Origin of the sequence: Intestinimonas massiliensis (ex Afouda et al. 2020), assembly GCF_900626285.1 — a bacterium.
Taxonomy (GTDB): Bacteria; Bacillota; Clostridia; order Oscillospirales; family Oscillospiraceae; genus Flavonifractor; species Flavonifractor massiliensis_A.
This window is the reverse complement of sequence record NZ_LR131147.1, coordinates 2976095-2990114: the sequence shown is the minus strand read 5'-3', so window position 1 is coordinate 2990114 and position 14020 is coordinate 2976095. Positions and strand designations below refer to the sequence as shown.

The 14020-nt window shown below is 51.9% G+C and carries 16 protein-coding genes and 4 pseudogenes; 12 read left to right on the top strand and 8 right to left on the bottom strand.

What is annotated here, in order from left to right:
• Nucleotides 1-524 precede the first annotated feature (524 nt).
• From E0E41_RS14760 to E0E41_RS14745, 4 genes are all read right to left on the bottom strand, one after another.
• Complete coding sequence (locus tag E0E41_RS14760; protein WP_130870527.1) at nucleotides 525-932, bottom strand: hypothetical protein; 408 nt, start codon at nucleotides 930-932, stop codon at nucleotides 525-527.
• A 244-nt stretch (nucleotides 933-1176) separates the two neighbouring features.
• Nucleotides 1177-1428: a hypothetical protein gene (locus tag E0E41_RS14755; RefSeq protein WP_122791179.1), complete on the bottom strand. Its 252-nt coding sequence runs from the start codon at nucleotides 1426-1428 to the stop codon at nucleotides 1177-1179.
• A complete protein-coding gene (locus E0E41_RS14750) occupies nucleotides 1425-2159 on the bottom strand; it encodes an ImmA/IrrE family metallo-endopeptidase (RefSeq protein ID WP_130870526.1) in 735 nt (244 codons plus the stop codon). Before E0E41_RS14750 ends, E0E41_RS14755 begins: the two co-directional genes overlap by 4 nt.
• Nucleotides 2156-2413, bottom strand: a complete 258-nt coding sequence (locus E0E41_RS14745) for a hypothetical protein (RefSeq protein WP_130870525.1) — start codon at nucleotides 2411-2413, stop codon at nucleotides 2156-2158. The genes E0E41_RS14750 and E0E41_RS14745 overlap by 4 nt, the downstream gene beginning before the upstream one ends.
• Before the next feature lie 204 nt (nucleotides 2414-2617).
• Between E0E41_RS14745 and E0E41_RS14740 the strand changes: the two genes are divergently transcribed.
• From E0E41_RS14740 to E0E41_RS14720, 5 genes and pseudogenes are all read left to right on the top strand, one after another.
• Complete coding sequence (locus tag E0E41_RS14740) at nucleotides 2618-3031, top strand: helix-turn-helix domain-containing protein (RefSeq protein WP_130870524.1); 414 nt, start codon at nucleotides 2618-2620, stop codon at nucleotides 3029-3031.
• Between the two features lie 66 nt (nucleotides 3032-3097).
• Entirely contained in the window at nucleotides 3098-3607 is a 510-nt protein-coding gene (locus tag E0E41_RS14735) for an ImmA/IrrE family metallo-endopeptidase (protein WP_130870523.1), read from the top strand.
• A gap of 32 nt (nucleotides 3608-3639) precedes the next feature.
• Nucleotides 3640-3954 (top strand): carboxylate--amine ligase, encoded by a 315-nt coding sequence (locus E0E41_RS14730; RefSeq protein WP_130870522.1) that lies wholly within the window; start codon nucleotides 3640-3642, stop codon nucleotides 3952-3954.
• 64 nt (nucleotides 3955-4018) lie between these two features.
• Nucleotides 4019-4423: pseudogene (locus E0E41_RS19025) on the top strand (DNA methylase); the annotation flags it as partial.
• Between the two features lie 398 nt (nucleotides 4424-4821).
• Nucleotides 4822-5064, top strand: coding sequence for a hypothetical protein (locus tag E0E41_RS14720; RefSeq protein ID WP_438819461.1), 243 nt, complete (start codon nucleotides 4822-4824; stop codon nucleotides 5062-5064).
• Between the two features lie 237 nt (nucleotides 5065-5301).
• Here the strand turns inward: E0E41_RS14720 and E0E41_RS14715 are convergent, their stop codons facing one another.
• Complete coding sequence (locus tag E0E41_RS14715; protein WP_130870730.1) at nucleotides 5302-6510, bottom strand: IS110 family transposase; 1209 nt, start codon at nucleotides 6508-6510, stop codon at nucleotides 5302-5304.
• A 254-nt stretch (nucleotides 6511-6764) separates the two neighbouring features.
• Here E0E41_RS14715 and E0E41_RS14710 point away from each other — a divergent pair, with 254 nt between their 5' ends.
• Both E0E41_RS14710 and E0E41_RS14705 read left to right on the top strand, forming a co-directional pair.
• A complete protein-coding gene (locus E0E41_RS14710; RefSeq protein ID WP_438819470.1) occupies nucleotides 6765-7688 on the top strand; it encodes a DUF6017 domain-containing protein in 924 nt (307 codons plus the stop codon).
• Nucleotides 7689-7703: 15 nt separating this feature from the next.
• Nucleotides 7704-7916, top strand: coding sequence for a DUF5348 domain-containing protein (locus tag E0E41_RS14705; protein ID WP_087281977.1), 213 nt, complete (start codon nucleotides 7704-7706; stop codon nucleotides 7914-7916).
• A 353-nt stretch (nucleotides 7917-8269) separates the two neighbouring features.
• Here E0E41_RS14705 and E0E41_RS14700 read toward each other — a convergent pair whose 3' ends face one another.
• Nucleotides 8270-9478: an IS110 family transposase gene (locus tag E0E41_RS14700; protein WP_130870874.1), complete on the bottom strand. Its 1209-nt coding sequence runs from the start codon at nucleotides 9476-9478 to the stop codon at nucleotides 8270-8272.
• Nucleotides 9479-9766: 288 nt separating this feature from the next.
• Between E0E41_RS14700 and E0E41_RS14695 the strand changes: the two genes are divergently transcribed.
• The 3 genes from E0E41_RS14695 to E0E41_RS14685 all read left to right on the top strand — a co-directional run bounded on the left by E0E41_RS14695 (nucleotide 9767) and on the right by E0E41_RS14685 (nucleotide 11391).
• Nucleotides 9767-10276, top strand: a complete 510-nt coding sequence (locus E0E41_RS14695; RefSeq protein WP_130869275.1) for a helix-turn-helix domain-containing protein — start codon at nucleotides 9767-9769, stop codon at nucleotides 10274-10276.
• Between the two features lie 113 nt (nucleotides 10277-10389).
• Nucleotides 10390-10749, top strand: a complete 360-nt coding sequence (locus E0E41_RS14690; protein ID WP_130869274.1) for a dihydropteridine reductase — start codon at nucleotides 10390-10392, stop codon at nucleotides 10747-10749.
• A gap of 18 nt (nucleotides 10750-10767) precedes the next feature.
• Complete coding sequence (locus tag E0E41_RS14685; RefSeq protein WP_130869273.1) at nucleotides 10768-11391, top strand: TetR/AcrR family transcriptional regulator; 624 nt, start codon at nucleotides 10768-10770, stop codon at nucleotides 11389-11391.
• Between the two features lie 4 nt (nucleotides 11392-11395).
• Here the strand turns inward: E0E41_RS14685 and E0E41_RS19175 are convergent.
• Nucleotides 11396-11515, bottom strand: a pseudogene (locus tag E0E41_RS19175) (response regulator transcription factor); the annotation flags it as partial.
• Nucleotides 11516-11762: 247 nt separating this feature from the next.
• Nucleotides 11763-12947, bottom strand: a pseudogene (locus tag E0E41_RS14670) (IS110 family transposase); the annotation flags it as partial.
• Between the two features lie 287 nt (nucleotides 12948-13234).
• On the opposite strand from E0E41_RS14670, the gene E0E41_RS14665 reads away from it, so the two are divergent.
• Nucleotides 13235-13711, top strand: coding sequence for a PcfB family protein (locus tag E0E41_RS14665; RefSeq protein WP_069988615.1), 477 nt, complete (start codon nucleotides 13235-13237; stop codon nucleotides 13709-13711).
• Nucleotides 13708-14004, top strand: a pseudogene (locus E0E41_RS14660) (VirD4-like conjugal transfer protein, CD1115 family); the annotation flags it as partial. The gene E0E41_RS14665 and the pseudogene E0E41_RS14660, both read left to right, overlap by 4 nt.
• Nucleotides 14005-14020: the final 16 nt, after the last annotated feature.

The following is a 14020-nucleotide window of genomic DNA, read 5'->3' as shown; positions in this document are numbered from 1 at the left end:
TTGATACCACAAAAATAGGGGTCACCCGATTTGGTTGAGGAAGCCTTGGCTTTCCTGCTACATGATGGGTGACCCCCATTGCTTCTGATATCAAGACTATTAAATGTCTTTTTGTTGCCTGTATTCGACACTACTTCCCCAGGCCTGGGCGGTCAGCTAAACTGCGGCGGGCGCCGCACTCCGGGAATCTAACCCCTCCGAGGATCTCTCCGAGCTGCCCCCATTGCTTGAGACTGTGGCTGGACAGGGGTACCATTATAGGCAGATGAGGTCTTGGCGAAACAGGCTGCCATGCCTGCTTTTGGATCGGAGGACCCGCTGGGCACCTTATTGGCCGTCATTGATAGGAGAAAAAGAAAAGCATTTCCTTTTTGTCTCCTACAGGTGGTCATCGCGCACCGTCCGCATCGCTCGCTCATCGCTGATGTTATTTAGCTGCCGGATATTCAGTTGAAAAGGTTCAATGAAGGCGTCTTAAGGCCCCTTCACTTTACAACGGACATATTTGCAGCAAACCACAACCATCAGCCAAAAATATTTTTTGCTTTTTTCTGAATGAGGCGGATTGCATTCTGGACGCTCTGATAGCTAACACCCATCAGGTCTGCATAAGCCTTGTAGCTGATCCCATTCAAAATGCAGGCTTGATAGATGCCATATTGGGTAGGAGTCAAGCTTTCTCGCAAGCTACTCTCCAGCAGTTTCGTGGAAATCTCCTCCGTATAGTCGCAGGTGTCAGCTAACCAGCTGGAGTCTGCCACATCTTCGGGAAGCATATCCAGAGAGAGAACCGTTGGAGCGGTTTTCCCTTCTCTGGATGGATCCTGCTCCGGAGATATGGTGCGCCGGAGACGCTTCTCCTCTGAGCGCAGAACCTGCATGACAGAGCGTTCCACCTCCGTTATCTCGCCGGTAGCTTTGATCCGAACCATGCATTTTCCTTCCTCTGTGGTCCACAGGTCGTAATCGAATTCAACTGGGGTCTTCGGAATACTCATTGTCTTGTCCTTTCCGCTGGCACGAAGCCGCGGAAAGGCAAGACAACAAAAGAGCCGCATGACGGTGGTCATTCTGTCCGTGCCGATAAACAGAGTCTTTCGACTCTGTCCATGCGGCATCAGGATGACTACACCTATCAGGCGGCTCCACAGCTCAGCTATGTGATTCAGTTTTAATTTAGTTCTCCTTCGGGCGAAGGCGAAACACGATTTTTCTCATGCTCAAAACATCAAAGACGGTGACTTTTCCGCACTTTTTGCACTTTGTTTCGATATGACCTCTTGTGTCCTCATATACGACGATTGAGTTATGCTGGCAGTACGGGCATTTGATATATCGCGGCTTTTGCGCCGCAATCGCCTCCCGTGCCCGGATAATTTTGCCCAACATTTCTGCGGAAGGCTCTGTAATGCGAATGTTTTTGCTCATGCCCACACCTCCAGTGGATCAACAAACTCTGCATACGGGCGTTCTTCCAGATACCCAAGCTGCCGGAGCCGAATTACGGCGGCAGACTTGGACACGCCAAGAGCTTGACAGAAAAGTGAAAGTGCCAGCTTGTCCGCATATGAAAACCTCCCTTCATAGCTAATCAGGGTCCGACATTGAGCGAAAAGCCACATGGCCCGCTTTATCTCCGCCTGGGGCATGAGCAGAGCGGCTCCCAAGGCATTGGCCTGCCACTCGTTCCAGTCCTCTCTACTTTTCAAGTCTCGGAGGGAGTAGGACCGCCGCTCCGAATAGGATTCGCGGCATTTTTGCTGGGACTCCTCGGACTCCATTTGAAACAAGATTTGATGTGCGCACTCATGCGCCAGAGTGAACCGACGCTTGCCGCACAGTTTCTTGACCTTGCCGGCCTCAAGAAAGCTGGAGTCCAGAAGAATTTGATTTTGTTTGAGTTCTATGGTGCGAACTGCTCCCATTTCCTCGATGATGTACTCGGCATCGGCATAGCTGGTCAGACCGCAGATACTCCCATCTGCGGACAATCGGGCAAATCGAACACTTAGCCCGAGGTAGTCGCGAGCAAACTGGTCGATGGGTGTTGCGCGAACGTATTTATCCCCAAGGGCTGTGGTGCCGCAGTAGAAGAACTTGTTGAAGTCCTGAATTACAGCTGCACCGATATCCTCTATTTGGTGGTGAGAAAGAATCATTGACTTGCCCCCTTTGCTTCCACGAACCACTTGTTCCCTTCGCTGAACAGGAAGGTTTCCTTGCCGTGGATCATGACGGTATATCGGATGCCACCTCCACTTACCTTGGAGGAAGCAGCTCTGCATTTGTATTTCAGCTGGTCAATTTGATAGATACGGCCATTTGCCCAGCGGATGAACCGGGGGTGAACTACACCGTTTTGGTCTACATCAAGATTGACAGAGACATATTCTTTCCTGCATTGTACCTCCATTACAATACCCTCCGTTTTCTTTCCGGATGTACGAACATTTTTTCGTGTTTTAGATTGACAAAAACTCTGTTCGTGTGTTAACATCTAAATGCGAACAGAGTTTCGTGTTGCATTTCCATTATATCCAGAACAAATTTTCGTGTCAATCCCGAATTGCAAAAAAGTGTTCGTGCTAATGGCAGAGAAATAGAAAGAGGTGCCTTTATGGGGTTTAAAGAACGTCTGAAAGAAAAACGGCTTGAGGCTGGTTTAACACAGGCAGAACTTGCAGAAAAAGTTTCTGTAACAACGCGGACGATTCAGAATTATGAGATGGGTTCCAGGAAACCTGGCAACATGAAGGTGATTGGTGATTTAGCTACCGTCCTTGGTACAACTGCAGATTACCTTCTCACCAGTCCGGATATCTATTCGGTGGAAGCATATCAGAAGGGCGGTGCAAAAGCGGCGCGGGACATCGATGAGTTGGTCAGTGAGGTGACTGGCTTGTTTGCCGGCGGCCAACTTTCTGAAGATGCACTTGAGGGTGCGATGCGTGCCCTCAACGATGCCTATTGGATGGCCAAGGAGCGGAATAAGAAATTTACGCCAAAAAAATATCGCCAGCAGGAGGAGTAAGTCCATTCCGTGGGGCCTAAGATGTGAGATAATGATGAAAAGCATCCGCAGGATGGAGGTGGGCTTATGACCGGTAAAATGCTCTCCAAAGTCGGCGCATCCCTGGTGCGGCGCTTCGGAACACGCGATCCCTTCCAGATTGCGAAAGAGTTGGGAATCTCTGTTCTTCTTTGTGAGGATTTTGGCTCTCTAAAAGGAATGTACCGCGTCATCAAACGCAATCGATTTATTTTTCTGAACAAGGATCTGGGGGACAGAATGCTCCGCATCGTCTGTGCCCATGAGCTGGGGCATGACCAGCTTCATCGGAAGCTGGCACAGGCAAACAGCCTACATGAATTCATGCTGTATGACATGACCACACGGCCAGAGTATGAGGCGAACATTGTTGCAGCAGAAATTCTGATAGACAACGAGGAGCTGCTGGACTACATCTATACTTATCAATATTCTGCCGAGCAAATCGCCAAGGCAATGGACACAGACATCAACCTGGTCGCCTTAAAAATAGCACACCTAACAGAACTCGGATACGATTTGCGGCCGGTGAATCATAGAAGTGATTTTTTAAGGTAGTGGCGAAAGTGCTGCTAGGAAGGGGTTTCTCCATGAAGTACAAGTTGTACCGTTCTTTTGGAAATTTAGATAAAGACGTTCGTAGGCATGAGCTAGTTGCTGTGGAGTATGGTACGAATCTGGAAGCAGTGACGGATGCCCTTATTCATGCGGTATCCGATGATCTGGCGGGAACACCTGAATACGCGAGTTATAAAACCGCTGCTTTTGCACCAGCTCCAGTCAAGGAGTTTCGTCGTGTTCGGAGGTACGACTATGAAATGACAGGAATTGTATATCCACCTTATGCGGACAAAAATATCCTGATTGACTACGGTATTATTGAGGAAAGCGAACTCGAGAAATAATATTGCACCCAATTTCAAGTGCCGTTTTGCGTTAAAAAGCGAGAATCCAAGGAGGCGTCTTACCATGAAACAAAGGTTCTATATCGCAATTGACCTAAAGAGCTTTTATGCCTCCGTCAAATGCCGGGAGAGAGGTCTCGATCCTCTGGACACCAACTTGGTCGTTGCCGACGAGAGCCGTACCGATAAGACCATCTGCCTTGCCGTTACTCCATCCTTAAAGGCCTATGGAATCTCTGGTCGTGCTCGGCTATTTGAGGTAGTCTAGCGGGTTAAGGAGGCCAACCGTGGCCGGCTTTACGATGCGCCAGGGCACCGATTTTCTGGCAAGTCTTGCTTTTTCTCTGAATTAAATGTCACACCGAGGCTGGAGATTGACTATCTAATTGCACCACCGCGTATGGCCTACTATATGGAATACAGCATACGCATCTACAGCATCTATCTGAAGTACATTGCTCCAGAGGATAGTCTCTAGACCGAAGATAAGCGTTACTTTCTTTATTTCTGATGAGAAAAAGACTAGTGGTTCTTATACCACCCTTACCGGCAACCTAAAACGGGTTGACCTCTATGAGCGTCTCCTGGTACTGACAGATGGGAAAAAGATCCCGCTGGATGAAATTGCCGATATAAAAGGAGCCTGCTTTAACCGTGGTGCCATAAGAAAACATGAAAAAACCCAGTAAAATCAATGTTTTTTAGGGCAGCGGAAAACGGGGCGTGTCAAAACAACTGAATTATCAGACAGAAACAGGGTGTTGTCAAGCATGACAGCGCCCTTTTCTGTTCCCCGGCCAAGCCGCAGATTTTGAAAAAGTCTGCGGCTTTTCTTTTTGCCCAAACGCAGAAAGGAGGCGACGGCCTATGTACTTCACTTCCGGCAGCGACCGGGCCTTTGAACAGCTCATGCAGGGGAAGCCCGGTTTCGACCACTACGACAGCGGCGAGGCGGTCACGCCGGAGGACTGCGGCACCTGCCGCTTTTATCGCCCGCACTGGAAATATCAATTCTGCGTCTATGCGGAATGTCCCTACCAGCCGGGCAAGCTGACCGCCTACGACGCGGTGACATTTCGAGTGAAAGACCTGCTAACAAAAGTCAAGTAAAACTTTCAAAGGAAACGAGCAAAGGAAAAGGGTGCACCAAATTAAACCGCTGTGCATTTCAAAAAATGGCGGTCAGCCAGACAGTATAGAGCTGGGAAATCAGCCATGCTCNAAGACCTGCTAACAAAAGTCAAGTAAAACTTTCAAAGGAAACGAGCAAAGGAAAAGGGTGCACCAAATTAAACCGCTGTGCATTTCAAAAAATGGCGGTCAGCCAGACAGTATAGAGCTGGGAAATCAGCCATGCTCCAGAGAATCCAGGTAGGCTTTCACAGAAGCGTAGTAGATGCGCAGGAACTTGTTGGCGGAGGCCATCATGTAGACACGGTAGGGCTTACCTTCAGAGCGTTTCTTGTTCATGAACTGGTAGACCGGCTCATCCATTGGAGCGCATTGCAGGAGGACCCCCATCACCAGAAAGAGCGTCCTTCGCAGTGAGGCAGATCCTCTCTTGGAAATGTTACGGCTACGGACATCCACTTGTCCAGATTGGTAAGGTGGGGCGTCAATGCCTGCAAAGGCCACCAGCGCTTTCTTGGAATGAAAACGGCGTACATCGCCAATTTCAGCTATGAGTTGGGGGCCGAGGGTTGGGCCAACACCAAACATCTCCATCACCACAGGATACTCCGGTAGAGAAACGGCCAGGGACTGCATCTCCTGCTTGAGAGCAGCTAACGCGGCGGAAGTTGCCCGGAGTTGGGAAACAGCCTGTTCTACCAAAAGTTTTGCCGTATCCGTTTTCGGCATGACACCGAAGTGTCCACATGCAGAGGCGTATATGTCCAGTGCCTTATCCTCGCTAAAATTGTAGCCGTGCTTTCTGCACCACTTCTGGTATTGGGTGGTAAAGGCCTTTTTAGACAAACCACAGACACACTCACAATGCCAAAAAGCGGCTACAAAATCCACCCACTTCTCGCTGCCATCGGCGCGGGGTGGACTGGTAAACAGGCGGTTTGCATCAGGGAAAGCGGTGTCCAGCAGGGAGATTAGGTTGTTCTTCAGCATGGTCCGTACTTTGGAATACTGCTGGTACTGCCGGTAGCAGGTCTTCAGCATGAGCCGGGTGTCCTCCTCCGGGACATATTTCGGTAGTGTGAGCCAGTGGTCAAGGCCGTAGTTGGCCAGTTTCACGGCGTCCTTCTTGTCAGTCTTGCCTCGTCTTAAACTGTTGTTCCCATAGTCATGCACCAGCATTGCATTGACTACGGAGACATAAAGTCCCGCGTCGTGGAGCAGCCAGGCCACCGGCGCGTGGTAATTACCCGTGGATTCCATCACCACACGGGTCTCACCGTCCAAACTTTTGAGCAGCCCTGCCAGTTCGTTCAGTTCATTGGCGGTGTGTCGCACTTCAAAGGGTGAAACCACCACCTCACCGAAGGGGCGCATGACGGCGATCATGCTTTTCCCTTTGGAAACATCGATGCCAACGCTGTTCATCCACATTCCTCCAATACTAAAGAATCTGCAACCGGAATCCATCTTTTCTCGTTGCCGATTCAATCTATTGGGTGACGCGAACTCCCCGGCATCCGGTGGCTCAACCTGCTGAAATCGAACGCTACAACAAGAGGATGGCTGACAGTCTTTCGTACGGACTTACAAGCCCAAGGAGTGAGTGGTCAGCCAGTTGCTCCTCTTATTGTAGCTTAGGCACGAGATGGAGGGAAAGCCGGACTGGCTGCCCGGCTTTCCTGTCCAAATTTATTGTAATAGGAGTTGAGAATATGGCAGTATTTCGTGTAGAGCGTAACAAGGGCTACACGGTGATGTCCAATCACCACCTGCGGAACAAGGACTTATCCCTGAAAGCCAAGGGCCTGTTATCGCAAATGCTCTCCCTACCGGAAGATTGGGACTATACGCTCAAAGGTTTGTCCCTTATCAACCGGGAGCAGATCGACGCGATCCGGGCCGCAATCCGGGAGCTGGAACAGGCCGGGTACATCGTCCGATCCCGTGAGCGCGACAGCCAAGGGCGCTTGCGCGGCGCGGACTATGTGATCTATGAACAGCCCCAGCCTGTGCCGGATTCACCTACGTTGGAAAATCCAATGTTGGATAATCCAACGCAGGAAAAGCCTACGTTGGGAAAACCAACGCAATTAAATAAAGATATATCAAGTAAAGAAAAATCAATTACTGATGTATCAATTACCGATCCCATTCCTATCCTTTCCCGACCCTCTCCTTTGGAGGACGAGGCGGCACAGCCGCCGGAACGGAAAGGAACGGAAGCGAAATCACAGAGCGCCATAGAGATTTATCGTCAAATCATCATGGACAACATTGAGTACGAACACCTTTGCCAGCACGTCAAGGGCATTGACCGGGAAACGCTGGACGAGATTGTGGACTTGCTGGTGGAAACCGTATGCAGCGCCCGCAAGACCATCCGCATTGCCGGGGATGATTACCCGGCAGAGCTGGTGAAATCCAAGTTTATGAAGCTGGACAGCTCTCACATCGAGTTTGTCTTTGACTGTTTGAGCAAGAACACTTCGGAAATCCGCAACATCAAGAAATACCTGCTGGCTATGCTGTTCAATGCGCCCAGCACGATCAACGGGTACTATGCCGCGCTGGTGGCCCATGACATGAACACCGGCAAAATCTGAAAGGAGGACGGCCCTATGAAACAGGGTGCATTGATTTTCGACGAGCGCAGCGACCGTTACGACATTCGCTTTGATCTGGCGGACTACTACGGCGGCCTGCACTGTGGAGAAACCTTTGACGTGATGGTGGGCGGCAGGTGGAAGCCCACCCGCATTGAGTACGGGGACAACTGGTATCTGGTTGGCATCCGTGCCGACGATCTTTCCGGCCTGCGGGTGAGGATTTAATCGGGGACAACCGGCGCAAGCGGCTGTCCCTTTTCTGTTTCCTGCGGCGGCTGACGGTGCCACCTTAACCGTGCCGCCGCACTTCTGCGAAAGACCTGCTAACAAAAGTCAAGTAAAACTTTCAAAGGAAACGAGCAAAGGAAAAGGGTGCACCAAATTAAACCGCTGTGCATTTCAAAAAATGGCGGTCAGCCAGACAGTATAGAGCTGGGAAATCAGCCATGCTCCNAGACCTGCTAACAAAAGTCAAGTAAAACTTTCAAAGGAAACGAGCAAAGGAAAAGGGTGCACCAAATTAAACCGCTGTGCATTTCAAAAAATGGCGGTCAGCCAGACAGTATAGAGCTGGGAAATCAGCCATGCTCCAGAGAATCCAGGTAGGCTTTCACAGAAGCGTAGTAGATGCGCAGGAACTTGTTGGCGGAGGCCATCATGTAGACACGGTAGGGCTTACCTTCAGAGCGTTTCTTGTTCATGAACTGGTAGACCGGCTCATCCATTGGAGCGCATTGCAGGAGGACCCCCATCACCAGAAAGAGCGTCCTTCGCAGTGAGGCAGATCCTCTCTTGGAAATGTTACGGCTACGGACATCCACTTGTCCAGATTGGTAAGGTGGGGCGTCAATGCCTGCAAAGGCCACCAGCGCTTTCTTGGAATGAAAACGGCGTACATCGCCAATTTCAGCTATGAGTTGGGGGCCGAGGGTTGGGCCAACACCAAACATCTCCATCACCACAGGATACTCCGGTAGAGAAACGGCCAGGGACTGCATCTCCTGCTTGAGAGCAGCTAACGCGGCGGAAGTTGCCCGGAATTGGGAAACAGCCTGTTCTACCAAAAGTTTTGCCGTATCCGTTTTCGGCATGACACCGAAGTGTCCACATGCAGAGGCGTATATGTCCAGTGCCTTATCCTCGCTAAAATTGTAGCCGTGCTTTCTGCACCACTTCTGGTATTGGGTGGTAAAGGCCTTTTTAGACAAACCACAGACACACTCACAATGCCAAAAAGCGGCTACAAAATCCACCCACTTCTCGCTGCCATCGGCGCGGGGTGGACTGGTAAACAGGCGGTTTGCATCAGGGAAAGCGGTGTCCAGCAGGGAGATTAGGTTGTTCTTCAGCATGGTCCGTACTTTGGAATACTGCTGGTACTGCCGGTAGCAGGTCTTCAGCATGAGCCGGGTGTCCTCCTCCGGGACATATTTCGGTAGTGTGAGCCAGTGGTCAAGGCCGTAGTTGGCCAGTTTCACGGCGTCCTTCTTGTCAGTCTTGCCTCGTCTTAAACTGTTGTTCCCATAGTCATGCACCAGCATTGCATTGACTACGGAGACATAAAGTCCCGCGTCGTGGAGCAGCCAGGCCACCGGCGCGTGGTAATTACCCGTGGATTCCATCACCACACGGGTCTCACCGTCCAAACTTTTGAGCAGCCCTGCCAGTTCGTTCAGTTCATTGGCGGTGTGTCGCACTTCAAAGGGTGAAACCACCACCTCACCGAAGGGGCGCATGACGGCGATCATGCTTTTCCCTTTGGAAACATCGATGCCAACGCTGTTCATCCACATTCCTCCAATACTAAAGAATCTGCAACCGGAATCCATCTTTTCTCGTTGCCGATTCAATCTATTGGGTGACGCGAACTCCCCGGCATCCGGTGGCTCAACCTGCTGAAATCGAACGCTACAACAAGAGGATGGCTGACAGTCTTTCGTACGGACTTACAAGCCCAAGGAGTGAGTGGTCAGCCAGTTGCTCCTCTTATTGTAGCTTAGGCACGAGATGGAGGGAAAGCCGGACTGGCTGCCCGGCTTTCCTGTCCAAATTTATTGTAATAGGAGTGAGCCCACATGTTAAACGAAAACATAAAAGCGCTTAGAAAATCAAAGGGGCTTTCCCAACAAGAGCTTGCCATAAAGCTGAATGTGGTGCGGCAAACCATCTCAAAATGGGAGCAGGGATTGTCAGTCCCGGATTCCGATCTGCTGATCTCCCTGTCGGAAGCGCTTGAGACGCCCGTTAGCACGTTGCTGGGAGAGACTGTAATGGAATCGGAGGCAGATACCGTAAAAGTGCTCTCCGAAAAGCTGGAAATCATCAATTTGCAGTTCGCACGAAGGAAGGCACTGAGAAGAAAAATCCTTCATTGGTCGCTGATTTCATTATGCGTGGTTATCGTGGCAGTTTCCGCGGCCTTAGTGGTCGTCAACAGTCCTTACCTGGGTTGGGATTTCAGTGACCCGGAAATTGCCGTCGCAGGCACGGTCTCCCACGCGTTTGAATGGCTGTTTGTCAGGTTGGCACCCATTGTCCTGATTGCGGCAATCGTCGGAGTTTGTCTGACAAGGAAAAAAGTATAAAAGTTTGAACTCAGCACGAATCACAAACCGTGTCGTTTTCTTTTGGCCTTACATCCTCTATGATCATATCAGCAGCTGCAGAGAATCAATGATTATAAGAGGAGAATAGTACCATGAACACAGATAAAATTTTTGCGGAAGCCGTTGCCAACGAATATGCCCCCAAGGATACCTCCAAGGTGGTCGCCCTGCGAAAGCTGGACTGGAAAGCGAAGCGCCCGGCCACAGTTTTCGCCTATGGTTTCGGCATTGGGGCGGCTCTGATCCTCGGCCTGGGGATGTGCCTCTCCATGCAGGTGATCGGAGAAGGCGGCATGCTGATGACGGGTGCCGGGATCCTTCTGGGCATCCTGGGCATTGTCGGAGTGGGCCTGAACTACCCCATCTACAAAAAGCTTCTCCGGACCGGCAAGGAAAAGTACGCCTTTGAGATCATGCAGCTGGCCCGGGAGATCAGCGAATCGGCAGAATAAACACGAGGAGGGCGGCAGATGAACAAGTCCGAAAGCAAATACTTCAATACCGCCCTGCGGATGAACGAGGCGCTTATCGCGCTGCTGGAGGAGAAGGATCTGGAATATATTACGGTGAAGGAGATCTGTCACCGGGCCGGCGTAAACCGGTCCACCTTCTACCTGCACTACGAGACCATCGCCGACCTGGTGAATGAGACCCTGGAGATGATCAACCAGCGCTTTCTCTCCTATTTCCCCCAGCAGGAAGAAGAGATTCTGGGCAATATGGGCAGCCGGGAGCGGGAAAAGCTGGTTCTGGTCACCCGGGAGTATCTTCTCCCCTATCTCCGCTTTATCAAGGACAACAAAAAGATCTACCGTGCGGCATTCCGGAACCCAGGCAGCATGCAGGCCTATGCCCGGTACGGGGACCTGAAGCAGCGCATCATCGGCCCCGTCCTGGAGCGGTTCGAGATCCCAGCCTCCCACCGTCCCTATTATATCGCCTACTATGTGGAGGGCATTGCCGCCATCGTTAAGGAGTGGCTGCGGCAGGACTGCGCGGATGAGGTAGAGATGATTGCCGACATCATCCAGTCCTGCGTGCTGCCCAAGGACGGCAGCCTTCCCGCCGCGGTACCCTCCCGCCGGAGCCGATAGCCCAGCCCCGCCCCGTCAGCAGAAACTGCGGACGGGAGGGATCCGCCTCCTCCTTCTCCCGCAGGCGGCGGATGTGGACCATGAGGGTATTCTCGCAGCCAACCAGGATGCCCGTCCTGCAAAGCACCGTGTGACTGGCCTTTCCGGTGCTGCCCATTTTCCCCGCCATTCTGGGTACCGGGAACCGCCTGGGGAACATCCAGGTACGGGATCCCGCCATGGTATCCCTGTTGGCACAGGCTCGGCCTCCGCGATGCAGCTCTTTTTCTGTCTGGTGATCCGTGCCTTTTTGCCCCGCCGGTGGTCTTCGGCCTGGTAGGCGGCATTCTGGGGCTGCTGTTCACCGCCCAGGGGCGGGGATATGCGTTCCCGTAAGCAGTTACCGAGGCGTAATAAATACGCAGGAACTTGTTAGCAGACGCCATCATGTAGACCCGGTAAGGCTTTCCCTCGGAACGTTTTTTGTCCATGAATTGGTATACAGGTTCGCCCATAGGGGCGCTTTGCAGATAAACGCCCATCACAAGGAATAATGTCCGGCGTAAAGCAGCGGAACCACGCTTGGAGATGCTGCGGCTACGGACATCCATTTGTCCGGATTGGTAAGGTGGGGCGTCAATGCCCGCAAAGGCGACCAAAGCCTTCTTGGAGTGGAATCGGCGCACATCGCCGATTTCAGCCATGAGTTGAGGTCCGAGGGTTGGACCAACACCAAACATCTCCATCACCACAGGATACTCCGGCAGAGAAGCCGCCAGGGACTGCATCTCCTGCTTGAGAGCAGCTAATGCGGCAGAAGTTGCCCGGAGTTGGAAAATGGCCTGTTCTACCAAAAGTTTTGCTGTATCCGTTTTCGGCATAACTCCGAAATGTCCACAGGCGGAGGCATAAATGTCCAGCGCCTTATCTTCGCTGAAATGGTAGCCGTGCTTTCTGCACCACTTCTGGTACTTGGCGGCAAAGGCCTTCTCAGACAGGCCACAGACGCACTCGCAATGCCAAAAAGCAGCCACAAAGTCTACCCATTTCTCACTGCCATCGGTGCGGGGCGGACTGGTAAACAGGCGGTTTGCATCTGGAAAAGTAGTGTCCAGCAGGGAGATTAAGTTATTCTTCAGCATGGTCTGTACTTTGGAATACTGCTGGTACTGCCGGTAGCAGGTCTTCAGCATGAGCCGGGTGTCCTCTTCCGGGACATATCTCGGCAGTGTGAGCCAGTGGTCAAGGCCGTAGTTGGCCAGCTTCACGGCATCCTTCTTGTCGGTCTTGCCACGTCTTAAACTGTTGTTCCCGTAGTCATGCACCAGCATTGCATTGACTACGGAGACATAAAGCCCCGCGTCGTGGAGCAGCCAGGCCACCGGCGCGTGGTAATTACCCGTGGATTCCATCACCACACGGGTCTCACCGTCCAGGCTTTTGAGCAACCCTGCCAGCTTGCTCAGTTCACTGGCGGTGTGGCGCACTTCAAAGGGTGAAACCACCACTTCTCCGAAGGGCCGCATGACGGCGATCATGCTTTTCCCTTTGGAAACATCAATGCCAACACAGTTCATTCGCGTTCCTCCAATACCAAGGATCTGCAACCGGAATCCATCTTTTCTCGCTGCCGATTCAATCTATTATGTGACGCGAACTCTCCGACATTCGGTGGCTCAACCTGCTTAAATCGAACGCTACAACAAGAGGATGGCTAACAGTCTTTCGCACGGACATATAAGCCCAAGGAGTGATTGGTCAGCCAGTTGCTCCTCTTATTGTAGCTTAGGCACGAGATGGAGGGAAAGCCGAACTGGCTGCCCGGTTTTCCTGTCCAAATTTATTGTAATAGGAGGGATAGCGATTGCAGGAGGAAGTAACCCAAAAGACAATAGCCTTTTCCATCAAATCGGCCAAGCTGACAATCCAAGTGCTGCAAGCGGCGGCCCGCAAGTTTCTGGAAACCCAAAACAAGGGCAAGACCAAGCTGCACCACGGCCAGCAGAGCCTAAAGCAGCTTAAAAAGCACGGGGCGGCCCTGTCCAATATCGAGATCACCGACGCCAACATTGGACTGTTTAAGCCCTGCGCCAAGAAATACGGCGTGGACTTCACGTTGCGGAAAGACGCCACTACCCAGCCCCCGCACTACATCGTGATTTTCAAGGCCAAGGACGCCGACAACATGGAACAGGCGTTCAAGGAGTTTACGGCCAAGAAGTTGCAGCGGGAGGAACGGCCCTCGATCCGCAAGGACATTGCCGCAAGCAAGGAAAAGGCGGCGGCCCGCAACGCTGACCGGGCCAAGGAAAAATTCAAAGAAAGGGGGCTGTCACGATGAAGCCGGAAATGAAAAAACTGATAATCGCCAATCTGTCTTATCTGCTGTTTGTCTATCTGTTCGGCAAGCTGGGGCAGGCGTACCGGCTGGCGGAGGGCATCGACCTTTCCCAAAAGCTCCTGCACTTTGCGGATGGCTGCGCGGCGGCCTTTGAAAGTGCCGCCCCCAGCTTCCACCTCTTTGACCTGCTGATCGGCGTCGCCGGTGCTGCGGCGCTGCGGCTCATGGTGTACTGCAAAGGCAAGAACGCCAAGAAATACCGCAAAGGCGTGGAGTACGGCAGCGCCCGATGGAGTGCATAATCTTAAG